The following is an 11,637-nucleotide window of genomic DNA, read 5'->3' as shown; positions in this document are numbered from 1 at the left end:
ATCCTCCTTATTCCTAATGATATACCATATGACAGGAATAGAAAAATGTGATAAGGATTTTCTTGTATTCATTTAAATCATTGCCTATAATAGAGAAAGAAAATTACAAAGAAAAGTCATAAGAGGGGATTGTGAAATGATAAAGGACATCTTGGACACTCATACACACACGTTGGCCAGCGGTCATGCATACAGTACCATTCGGGAGAATGCAAGAGCGGCAGCAAAAAAGGGACTGGAGCTTCTTGGGATTACAGAGCATGCACCTCGTATGATTGGGAGCTGTGATACGATTTATTTTCAGAATCTGCGAGTAGTGGATCGAAGTGCATATGATGTGGAACTTTTGATGGGAGTGGAGCTGAATATTTTGGATGAACAGGGAACTGTGGATCTGGAACATAAAGTATTGAAACAGATGGATCTTGTTATTGCCAGTCTTCACACACCTTGCATTAGTCCGGGGGATCGGGAATTTAACACACAGGCATCTATTAACGCCATGAAAAATCCTTATGTCAATATACTGGGGCATCCTGATGATTCCCGTTATCCGGTAGATTATCGGGCATTGGTGCAGGCGGCAAAAGAGTATGAGGTTCTTCTGGAATTAAACAACAGTTCTCTTAGACCAGGAGGTTCCAGAAAGAATGCAAGAGGTTTTGACGAGGAGATGCTGAAGGTCTGCATGGAATATCAGGTACCTATTGTGATTGGCAGCGATGCCCATGTGGACACGGATGTTGGATGCCATGAGAAGGCGCTTGAGCTTCTGGAGGAAATCGGATTTCCGGATGAGCTGGTAGTTAACCGCTCTGTGGAAGAGCTGAAAAAATATGCCAATCGTTTCCGAAAATAATATGTAAAACGGTAGACTTCAAGATTTTACTGTGCTAAAATATCTATATGAAAATTTATAGTTGAAATGTATAGAAGGAGAAAGCCGTGAATAAGAAGATAAAGACTGAAGCCGTCGATTTTTTATTTGAGGCAATATTAAGCTTGGAGAATAAAGAAGAGTGTTATACATTTTTTGAGGATGTCTGCACCATCAATGAGCTGCTGTCGCTGTCCCAGCGTTTTGAGGTGGCTAAGATGCTGCGTGAGCAGAAGACCTATCTGGAAATTGCGGAAAAGACAGGTGCTTCCACAGCTACCATCAGCCGAGTAAACCGCTCCTTGAATTATGGAAATGACGGTTATGATTTGGTCTTTGAGCGGCTTGAGAAAAAGGCGTAGCCCAAAAAAGTCAGTATTGAAAACAGAGTATTCATTACAAAAAACCAGACAGACTTTATTTCCCTGAAGTGCTGTCTGATTTTCATTGGCTATGTGCCGATGATGTTTATAATTTAAGAAACAGAAATTTTTTCACGAAGCGCCCGGATATAATTCGGATCCGTTCCGCAGCAGCCGCCCAGAAGAGAAGCGCCGGCTCTTGCCAGGGCTTCCATATGTCCGGCAAATTCCTCTGCGCCCATACTGTAAACAGCTTCCCCTGTCTCCGTAATCTTGGGCATTCCGGCATTGGGCTTGGCAATCACGGGAATAGATACACGCTTGCGAATTCCGGAGATTACGGCTTCCAACTGATCCGGTCCAACGGAGCAGTTGCAACCTACGGCCGCAGCGCCTACGGCTTCCAGCGCTTCTGCCGCATCATAGATATTTCCCCCAAAGAACAGACTTCCGTCAGCTTCCATGGTCAGGCTGCAGAGAACGGGGAGATCACAGACCTCTGCGGCTGCGTCCAGAATGACCATGGTCTCATCTGCGGCCATCATGGTTTCAGCCACAAGCAGATCCGCACCTGCTTCTGCCAGATAAGTAATCTGCTCTTTGTAGACTTCAAAAAGTGTATCATAGGGCATTTCGCCCATAGGCTCCATCAATTTTCCCGTGGTGCTGATATCACCGGCCACCAAAGCTTTTCCTTTAGCGGCTTCTTTTGAAATGCGCACCAGCTCGTAATTCAGGCGTTTGGTTTCCTTAGCCAGGTTATGGCTTCCAAGGCTGATGGGGTTGGCCAGGAAGGTAGGTGCATAAACCACATGGGCACCGGCTTCAATGTAGGCCTTCTGTAGTTTGATTAAAGGCTCCGGATGCTCTGCCACCCACTGCTCCGTACAGATTCCTCGTGGCATTCCTGCTTTTAATAAATTTGAGCCAGTGGCACCGTCAAGGATCAGAGGGCCTTGTGCCATTCGCTGTTGAAACTCTTGTTTTGTCATATGAATTCCTCGCTGTGCATGCTGTAATTGTCAGATTAAATGGTATTTTAGATACCCTGTTAAGTATATAGCAGAAAAGCAGTAGGATGCAAGAGAATTTTAGCCTTCATAAGCATAGGGGCTGCCTTATTTCCCGACAGCCCCTACATTTATACAAAAGGTGATTATGAAAGCATTATTTTACCTTGTGCAGTAATTCCTTCCCGGAGATGCCGGGCTCCGTCATATGGACCGGATCCAGGATTTCATTTAATTCCTGCTCAGTTAACAGATTTTCCTGAAGAATTAAGCTGCGTACCGATTCTCCGGTTTTAATAGCCCTTTTGGCAATATCAGCGGCTTTCTGATAGCCCACGTGGGGGCAGATTGCAGTGATGATGCCGACACTGTTTTCCACAAGATAACGGCACCTGGTTTCATTGGCGGTGATTCCGGTTACGCAGTTGTCTACAAAGGTTTGGACTGCATAGGCCAGTGTGTCGATAGACTGGAAAATGCAATAAAATATGATTGGCTCAAAAGCATTAAGCTCCAGCTGTCCTCCCTCGGCAGCCATGGTAATGGTCACGTCATTGCCGATTACATAAAAGGCTACCTGGTTTACCACCTCCGGAATAACCGGATTGATCTTTCCGGGCATAATGGAGGAACCGTTTTGTCTGGCGGGAAGATTGATTTCGCCAAAGCCGGCTCTGGGGCCGGAGGACATAAGGCGCAAATCATTGGCAATTTTGGACAAGGTTACGGCGCAGGCTTTGACGGAACCGGATACGGACACAAAGGAGTCCAGATTCTGCGTGGCGTCAATTAAGTCAAAGGCCTGTATGAATTCCATATCGGATACATTGCTTAAATTGGGAACAATGCGTTTTAAATAAGCTTCATCTGCATTGATTCCGGTGCCTACGGCAGTGCCGCCCATATTTAGGGAGCGCATCTCGTCCATGGATTTGTCCATGCGGCAGATATCCCGCATAATGGCTGCGGAATAAGCCTTAAATTCCTGTCCCAGGCGGATGGGAACGGCATCCTGCATCTGGGTTCGGCCCATTTTAATAATATGGTCGAATTCTTCGGCTTTCTTTTCCAGAGCTTTGTGAAGACGCAGAAGCTCCTTTTTCAGATTGCTCAGAAGCCGCAGGGAGGTCATTTTGCCGGCTGTGGGAATCACATCATTTGTGGACTGCCCGCAGTTTACATCGTCATTGGGATGGACAATATGGTAATCGCCTTTTTTGCCTCCCAGGATTTCGATGGCACGGTTGGCAATTACTTCGTTTGCATTCATATTCAGAGAAGTGCCGGCGCCGCCCTGAATGGGATCCACAATGAAATCCCGATGAAATTTTCCCGCAAGAATTTCATCACAGGCAAGCACCATGGCCTTGGCCTTAGCTTTATCTAAAATTCCGATTTCACAGTTTGTGATAGCGGCAGCCTTCTTAATGTATGCCATGCTGTTGATAAATTCCGGATGCATGGCCAGACCGGTAATATGGAAATTTTCAGCGGCCCGCAGGGATTGGACACCGTAATATACATTTTCCGGAATATCCTTGGAGCCGATGGAGTCTTGTTCTACACGATACTCTTCTGGATTTGCTGCATGTTCCATAGCTTTTTTATTCTCCGATAAAATTAAGGAATTTGGCGATACGTTCATTTTCTTTTCTTACGGTGGAGAAAAACTCCTCTGCGGTAACATCCGCTTCCATGGAGCCTTTGTCCATAAAAATAATGCGGCTGGCTGCGTGCTTTGCAAATTGCATTTCATGGGTAACACACAGCATACAGACACCTTCCGTAGCAAGGTTCTCCAGGATTTTCAGTACTTCACTGGTCATCTCGGGATCCAGGGCGGAGGTTATCTCATCCAGCAGTAAGGCTTTGGGGTTCATCATGAGGGCCCGGGCGATAGCGATTCGCTGCTGTTCACCGCCGGATAGTTCATTATGCAAAGCCTTGGCCTTGGATTCCAGCCCGACCTTTTTGAGATAATGGATGGCTTTTTCTTCCGCCTCGGCTTTGTCCATTTTCAGCAGCTTAACAGGACTCATGGTTAGATTCTGCATCACATTCAGATGGGGGAACAGTACGGTGCGCTGGAAAACCATTCCGCAATCCAGACGGATATCACGAAGGTTCTTTTTTTCTTTTACGGAGCGTCCGTTTACCAGAATATCTCCCTCATCGACCGTTTCCAGTCCATTGATGCAGCGAAGCAGCGTACTTTTTCCGGTACCGCTGGGGCCTAAGAGGACGGTGACGCCCTCCTGGTTGAATTCAACATGAAAATTTTTTAATACGGTTAAAGTTCCAAAGCTTTTTGTAACATTTTTAACTTCGATCATTGCCATTTCTTTTACCACCTTCCCGGTTATATCATGAATCAGAGATTCATGATCATCATTCGTCGTTCGTTGAATATGCAAGCATATTCCCCTCACTAACACTCATTATCCTAATAGTTAAACGACAGCTTCTTTTCCAGATCTCTGGCCAGCTTTGACAAAGGACTGGAAAGAATGTAATAAATCAAGAATACTATGCCATAAATCATAAATGGTTTCAGTGTCCGCAGGGCCAGATTCTGTCCAAGCTTGGTCAGATCCATAATTCCAATCAATGCCACCAGAGAAGAGCACTGGAGCTGGCTGATATACAGGGTAATCGCCTGGGGAATCAGAAGCCGGAAGGCTTGTCTGGCAATCACATGGATGAAAGTGGAAGTGGAGCTGTGTCCCAATGCCAATCCTGCTTCCCACTGTCCCTGAGGGATGGCAGAGATGGAATTGTGCACCAGTACGGCCATAAATGCGGCCGTGTTCAGGGATATGGCCAATATTGCGGCCGGATAGGGGTCAAGCATAATACTGCTGACCATAGGAAGGCCATAATAAATCAAAAACAGCTGTGTAACAAGGGGGGAATTGCGCAAAGGCTCAATAATAATCAGCGGCAGTGCGGAGATTGCTCTGTTCTTGGAACAGCGTACAATTCCCAGGGCAATTCCCAGTATGCTTCCGATAATCAGGGATGCAATTGTGATATAAAGGGTGACGCCTGCTGCCCGAAGGAACTGCATGGCATCATTACCTGTCAGAGTTGCATAATCGTAAAATGACATATTCGTTCCTCCTACAGTACAATATGTATCTTCTTGTCCACTAATTTAGCGAGAAAAGAGATAATGTAAGTAAAGATACAGTAGCAAAGCAGAATCAATAAGTAGATTTCAAATGGTCTGGAGGTTCTTCCCACAATAATCTTGGCAGCTCCCATGGTCTCTACCACTGTGATGGAAAAGCACACGGAGGAGGTGAGCACAAGATTGATGAAATTATTTACCAGAGATTTGAAGGCAAGCCGGAAGGCAATGGGCAGGACGAAAAGCTGCAGAGTCTGCACTTTTCCGTATCCCAGAGCTGCCGCACATTCATAATATTCTTTTTTTACCGCCATAAGGCCGGAGCGGATAATCTCACAGTTTTGAGCGCTGGTGTTGATCCCCAGGGCAATGATTGCCGTAGAGATAGCGCCCGTCTGGATTCCAAGTACCGGAAGACCGTAATAAAAGAAGAATAATTGTACCAGAAAAGGGGTGTTGCGCAGAATATCAACAAATATTGTGGCAATGCCTTTTACTAGTTTGTTGTGGGACTGGCGGCAAAGAGCCAGAACAGTACCTAACAGGAAGCCGATGACCAGGCATCCTAAAACAATCAGTAAGGTAGTTTTCATTCCTTCAATCAGCATGTCGCCATACCTGTTCAGAAAGTTAAAATTTAGTTTATACATGTGCATCCCCCTTTCCGGTTCGCCGGATCATTACCAGATGTAATCTAACTCAGCCGGTTCGGTTCCCCACCATTTTTCATAGGTTTCTGCCTGCCATCCGGAGCTGATCTGCCAGGATACGAACATATCCAGGTAACGAACGAATTCCATGTCACCCTTGCGGCATACAACGCAGATGGGATCGGAGGTATAAAGGCCATCCTGTGCCTCGAGCTTATCATTCTGGGAAGCTGCATAGTCTACTACGGTGTTGTCTTCAAAGGAAGCATCCGCTTTGCCCTGCTCTAACTGCAGAACGGAATCCGTAAAGTTATCTACATAAAGGATATTGGCATTGGGGGCGTACTGTGTTACAAGAGCCTCGCCGGTAGAGCCGCGGTTTACGGATACATTGATGCTGGGATCGTTCAGGTCCTCGATGGTGTGCAGGTTCGAGCCTGCTGCGGTAATCATTTTAACGCCGCAGCGCAGATACGGCATGGTAAAATCAACGGTCTGAGCACGCTCCAGATTGCCGGTGGTATTGGCAAAGAGTACATCCACACGACCGGAGGTCAGAGCCGGAAGGCGGGTTTCGGCATCCACATTCTGAATTTCAACCTCGACTCCAAGTACTTCACCCAGGCGGTATGCCCAGTCTACATCGTAACCCATGGGATTGCCGCTGTCATCGGTAAAGCCGATGGGAGCGCCGTTTAAGGAACATCCGATTACGATTTTTCCCTCTGCTAAAATAGCGTCTAATGTGGGGCTGCCGCTTCCGGATTCTGCTGCGGCACCGCCTGCTGCGTTGGAACCTGCGGATTTGGAACCGCATCCGATTAATAAGGCTGCCAGCATACTTATGGTTAACAGGGCCGTCATAAACTTTTTCGTATTTTGTTTCTTCATTCTATCTTCTCCTATTGTAAGTTTTGTTCAAGTTACTTTTCTACCATAAACGGGATTCTGGACATCTGTTTTGGTCCATCCTCCGTAATCAGGTATCCTTCTTCTAACCTCATTCCGCCCACCGTATCATCCTCAAAGAGAGGAATATCAATGGAGATCACCATGTTCTTCTCAATAACAGTGGTACTGGAAGGTCCAAGGATAGGGGGTTCAAATTCAATGACACCGACACTGTGAAGTCCGGAATACATAAAATTCTTTTCATATCCGGCCTCTGCCATGATTTTTCGTCCCATGGCTTCCACTTCACTGCCAACGTTTCCGGGAATCAGATTTTTACTGCAGGTTTCCTGTGCATGAATCATAGCTTCTACGGCTGCTTTTACCTCTGGCTTTGGATTACCCAAAAGAATGGTACGGGCAATAGCGCCGTGGTATCCTTCATATCTGGGAGCTAAGGTAATTACGACAGCATCATTTTCTTCAATCACTCTTGTTGTTGTTCTGGCCAAAATGTGTTTTGCATTGGGACCGGAGGAAATAATAGGATCAATACCATATCCCTCGGCTCCGGCTTTCCGCATAACATACTCCGCTTCCGCAGCAAGCTCACGCTCGGTGATGCCGGGTCTTACGGCCTTGATAGCAGCCTGCATTCCCAGCTCGGCAATTTCATAGGCTTTGCAGATAACGGCAATCTCGCTTTCGGATTTTATACCTCTCATAGGTTCTATGAGTTTATCTGCTTCTATGATTTTTGCAGGAGAGCAGGCATTCAGCATCGCTTCATAAATAGTAGCGCCCATGTGGACCTTGGGAGCGAATCCTACTTTTTTGGGACCGCCGGGTATGTATTGATTGAGGATCTCTTTGAGGGGAACCACAACGCTAAAGGGATAATCTTCGTCCTCAGCAGAAAATTCACTTAAAACTACAATGTCCTTTACGGCGGAACGCTCCCTGGCATAGCCATCTGTTTCGGGACCAACCAGAAGCAGCGGATCCCTATCCTGCAGGAAGAGCACAAGTGCGGGCTCAAAATGGGTTTGAAGGTCTGCATAATATCTTGCGTAAGCGTTTCCGTAGGTTGCCCTCTCATCGCTGTAGGTTAAAATCATATCCAGATCATGTTCTTTCATAATCTTTCGAACCTTGTCCCACCGCACGGGATATTCTTCTCTTGGAATTCTCACAAATTTTTGTTCCATAAGATTTTTAATCTCCTTAATGCTTATAGATTGATAGAAATAGTCTTATAAAGGCCAGACTATTAAGTTTCGTGTGTCAGCCTGAATACAGCCTTTCGAAAGCCCACCTCCTCTCTGTTGTCATTCAGGATAATATCGGAATAAGCTTCCTTTATTTTTTCAGTAATTCTGGAATCATGATAGCCAAGCTGGTCAAAAACCTGCAGCACAATAGCGGCGAACTCGTCATGGCTTCCATCTATGATTTTTGCTGCAATTCCAAGTCCCAGAGAACGGATTCCTATGGCATAAACACCTAAGGCGCCGCTTTTTCCAATTAAATCGGGACTTGAAGTGAGAATGGAGCAGATAATGTCTTTTCCGGCAATCATGTTTGGATATTTGTGGAGGATGTTCATATTGTTTTCAACTGCATTTCGAAGACTGATGTCTTTAATAAGCTCAGGCTGTGACAGACGCAGATAAGAGGTTGCAATGGTATAAAAGGGAACGGCATAAACCGGAACACCGCAGCCGTCCACGCCGATCCGGATATGGGATGCCGGGACATCGGTCATCTGCGAGATGACTTCCAGGATTTCTTTTTGGGTTTTGCTTTCCCGTTTCCAGTAATCCTCTGCGGGTTCTCCCAGTTCACGGGCAAGAAGCATCATCCCCAAGTGCTTGCCGGAGCAGTTATGATATATTTTGCGCATGGGCATATGTGCGCCTATGAGCTGTTCTTTGCGTGCGGCCCGGTTGGGGTAAGTGGGGAGCATAACCATTTGCTCCTCTTTTAATTCTGTTTTAGCCAAAATGGATTCCAAGATGCGGACATGATCTTCATCCGCCCAATGGGAGCCGGAGAAGATGGCTGTCTCTTCCTCAGTTAATCCATACTTTTTGTCCACTCCATGAAGCAGAACGGGAAGGGATTGTATAGGCTTAGAGGCGCTTCGATAAAAGCAGAGCCAGTCCGTATCACCTGCGGAGGCTAAAATCCCCTGGCTGTTTACTGCACACACGGTTCCGTAATGGATACATTCCAATATACCTGCCCGGTATTCTTCAAATAATGCCTGCGTATTCATTGTTGAATTCCTTTCCTTAATTTGCACATGCTTTTTGTGCATAGAGGTATACCCGAAGGGTGTTTCCTTAATTTGCACATGCTTTTTGTGCATAGAGGTATACCCGAAGGGTGTTTCTTTAATTTGCACATGCTTTTTGTGCATAGAGGTATACCCGAAGGGTGTTTCTTTAATTTGCACATGCTTTTTGTGCATAGCAATAAAAAAGCAAAATATTACTGAAAAATATGGAATTATCAAATTGCTTTTTTCTTGCATTTTTTTACAAAATATAGTATAATCATATGCTGTAAGAGATAAACATTAATAAAATTGCACATTTATTTACACTTTTTTGTATTTTTCTTGTATGTTTTCGATAATTATATTCCTGTTTTTCGAAGTTGTCATCATGAGATCTTGATTGAAAGTATCACTATCTTGGTTTTAACTCCCCGGTGAAAATTGAAGAAAGGAATTGGAAGACAAATGCCAAAGGAGGATGAATTATGGCAGAAGGGTTAAAGTCACAGGGGAAAAATCTTGTCAGTTTCCCGCAGTTTCAGCATGAAGGGGAGACTCAGGTAAACTCGGATTTTATTCAGTATAATTTGGATGTTTCCACAGATTCCAGGTGGTATATTGCAAGCACACATCCTATGGCAAGGGTGCGCCTGCCTTATGTACAGGAGATAGGGGAATTTACGGCAGGTCAGGATTATATGACCACACGGACCCATTTGCCCTCGTTTCTTTTGAAAATTACGCTGGATGGAGAAGGGTTTCTTAGATATAATGATCTGGAGTATTACACATCGAAAGAAGAATTCTTTTTGATTGACTGCAGGCAGCCGCACTATTATTCTACGTCACCCAGAACGGACTTCTGGAAGGTGATATGGATTCATTTCTGGGGCGGAGATGCTCAGGAATATTACAGATGTTTTTTGGAGGCCAATCATGGATCTCCGAAAAGTACCCTGCGGACACCGGAATCAATTCAGATTATCCGCAATTTGATTCAGGATTACAGTGTGGGGTTTTATACGGATTATGGGACGGACGTGAAAGCTTCCGCCCAGATTAGCACGCTTTTATCCAATTGTGTTCTGTCTGTGCTGGAGGGGGATGAAAAATTATCTTTGCAGACGCCGCCTAAATTTATTTTTGAGGTGCGGAATTATATTGCGGAACACTACCAGGAACGGATAACGCTTGATTTTCTTGCTGAAAAGTTTTATGTGAATAAGTTTTATCTGCATAAGCAGTTTCAGCTTTATCTGCATACGACACCCAGAGAGTTTCAGAAAAACCTGCGTATTAATAAGGCGAAGGAATTTCTTAGAATATCAACGCTGTCAGTGGGAGATATTGCTGAGAAGCTTGGATTTGATACCCCCAGTTATTTTATCTCATCCTTTCGGAAGTCTGAGGGGAAGACGCCTTTACAGTATCGGCATGAATGGGGAGTCTAAAGGGTATTGCCAGAAAAAAGGGATTGTGCTACAATGAGTTACCGTAAGTAAGGTAAATGTTTGCGGCTGACAATGCCGAAAGGCGTCAGGTGAGGAAAGTCCGGGCTCCATAGGGCAGGATGCCGGATAACGTCCGGTGGAGGTGACTCCAAGGAAAGTGCAACAGAAATGTACCGCCAGGCAACTGGTAAGGGTGGAAGGGCAGTGTAAGAGACTACCGCCCGTCTGGTAACAGACGGGGCACATGTAAACCCCATCCGGAGCAAGACCGAAACGAAACAGAAGCCGGCCCGGCTGTTTCAGGTGGGTCGCTTGATTCTGCCGGTGACGGCAGAGCTAGATAGATGAACATTCAAGACATAACCCGGCTTATCGCCTTGCTTACATGAAAATAATGGTATGCTGATAATCCGTATACTTTGAAAAAGATGACACTCTCCTTGTGGGGAAACAAGAAATGTTTCGATACCGGGAGAGTGTCTTTTTTAATAAGCAGCATGGTTAACGATTCAGCACACAACATCAATCATCATCCGTGTCATCCATATCAAATTCCGGCATGGCTCCAATGTTCTGAGTGTTCAGTGTCCGGCGTTTTAATCTCTGTTCCTCTGACTGCTCCAGAATAAAATCTTTGACTGCCCGTGCATTTTTGATGTGCTGAAGCTCCAGCCGGGGATGTGTGATGTCGCCCGTGTTGCAGACTACGGTGCCAAGGCCGAAGATTCGCTCAAACAGGCTGGAATTGAGGGTTACATCCTGGATTTTGTACATGTAACAGTCATTTTCCCTATGATTTAAGAATCCCTCGTTGATGGTGAGGACTTCAGGCTTGATGGTATAGGTGGTAAAAGTCAGGGGAAGTCCGAAAAAGACCCAGCGTTTTTTCTCTTTAAATTCCATAAGCTTTCTCCTTGCAGATAAAGTATTGATATAAACAATTTGCTATAAAAAGTATATATCAAAAAAATGCTTTTTGCAAAAT

Annotated in this window: 12 protein-coding genes and 1 other RNA gene; 4 read left to right on the top strand and 9 right to left on the bottom strand. The window is 45.3% G+C overall.

The genetic code is table 11. The annotated features are described in order from the left end of the window. The first annotated feature begins 139 nt into the window (after nt 1-139). Both VSQ61_RS04380 and VSQ61_RS04375 read left to right on the top strand, forming a co-directional pair. Entirely contained in the window at nt 140-859 is a 720-nt protein-coding gene (locus VSQ61_RS04380; protein ID WP_334343243.1) for a phosphatase, read from the top strand. Between the two features lie 86 nt (nt 860-945). After that, entirely contained in the window at nt 946-1,239 is a 294-nt protein-coding gene (locus VSQ61_RS04375) for a YerC/YecD family TrpR-related protein (protein WP_334343222.1), read from the top strand. A gap of 113 nt (nt 1,240-1,352) precedes the next feature. Here the strand turns inward: VSQ61_RS04375 and VSQ61_RS04370 are convergent, their stop codons facing one another. The 8 genes from VSQ61_RS04370 to VSQ61_RS04335 form a co-directional block, all read right to left on the bottom strand. Next, entirely contained in the window at nt 1,353-2,231 is an 879-nt protein-coding gene (locus VSQ61_RS04370; protein WP_334343221.1) for a homocysteine S-methyltransferase family protein, read from the bottom strand. Between the two features lie 175 nt (nt 2,232-2,406). Further along, a complete protein-coding gene (locus VSQ61_RS04365) occupies nt 2,407-3,846 on the bottom strand; it encodes an aspartate ammonia-lyase (protein ID WP_334343220.1) in 1,440 nt (479 codons plus the stop codon). A 7-nt stretch (nt 3,847-3,853) separates the two neighbouring features. Next, nucleotides 3,854-4,663 carry an amino acid ABC transporter ATP-binding protein gene (locus VSQ61_RS04360; RefSeq protein WP_334343219.1) on the bottom strand — a complete coding sequence of 270 codons (810 nt, stop codon included), beginning with the start codon at nt 4,661-4,663 and terminating at the stop codon, nt 3,854-3,856. Between the two features lie 29 nt (nt 4,664-4,692). After that, complete coding sequence (locus VSQ61_RS04355) at nt 4,693-5,358, bottom strand: amino acid ABC transporter permease (protein ID WP_334343218.1); 666 nt, start codon at nt 5,356-5,358, stop codon at nt 4,693-4,695. Between the two features lie 11 nt (nt 5,359-5,369). Continuing rightward, nucleotides 5,370-6,029, bottom strand: a complete 660-nt coding sequence (locus VSQ61_RS04350; protein ID WP_334343217.1) for an amino acid ABC transporter permease — start codon at nt 6,027-6,029, stop codon at nt 5,370-5,372. Between the two features lie 30 nt (nt 6,030-6,059). Continuing rightward, a complete protein-coding gene (locus tag VSQ61_RS04345) occupies nt 6,060-6,920 on the bottom strand; it encodes a transporter substrate-binding domain-containing protein (RefSeq protein WP_334343216.1) in 861 nt (286 codons plus the stop codon). Nucleotides 6,921-6,952: 32 nt separating this feature from the next. Beyond that, nucleotides 6,953-8,128 (bottom strand): M24 family metallopeptidase, encoded by a 1,176-nt coding sequence (locus VSQ61_RS04340; RefSeq protein ID WP_334343215.1) that lies wholly within the window; start codon nt 8,126-8,128, stop codon nt 6,953-6,955. Between the two features lie 62 nt (nt 8,129-8,190). Beyond that, a complete protein-coding gene (locus VSQ61_RS04335; RefSeq protein ID WP_334343214.1) occupies nt 8,191-9,198 on the bottom strand; it encodes an asparaginase in 1,008 nt (335 codons plus the stop codon). A gap of 488 nt (nt 9,199-9,686) precedes the next feature. On the opposite strand from VSQ61_RS04335, the gene VSQ61_RS04330 reads away from it, so the two are divergent. Both VSQ61_RS04330 and rnpB read left to right on the top strand, forming a co-directional pair. Continuing rightward, a complete protein-coding gene (locus tag VSQ61_RS04330; protein WP_334343213.1) occupies nt 9,687-10,652 on the top strand; it encodes an AraC family transcriptional regulator in 966 nt (321 codons plus the stop codon). 44 nt (nt 10,653-10,696) lie between these two features. Further along, nucleotides 10,697-11,040, top strand: an RNA gene (gene rnpB, locus VSQ61_RS04325) — RNase P RNA component class A. Nucleotides 11,041-11,174: 134 nt separating this feature from the next. On the opposite strand, the gene VSQ61_RS04320 is transcribed toward rnpB, so the two are convergent. Then, nucleotides 11,175-11,555 carry a PH domain-containing protein gene (locus VSQ61_RS04320; RefSeq protein WP_334343212.1) on the bottom strand — a complete coding sequence of 127 codons (381 nt, stop codon included), beginning with the start codon at nt 11,553-11,555 and terminating at the stop codon, nt 11,175-11,177. Between the last annotated feature and the right edge of the window lie 82 nt (nt 11,556-11,637).

This window comes from Candidatus Merdisoma sp. JLR.KK006 (assembly GCF_036941035.1).
In the GTDB taxonomy this organism is placed as follows: domain Bacteria; phylum Bacillota; class Clostridia; order Lachnospirales; family Lachnospiraceae; genus Laedolimicola.
This window is presented reverse-complemented; position numbering and strand designations above follow the sequence as displayed.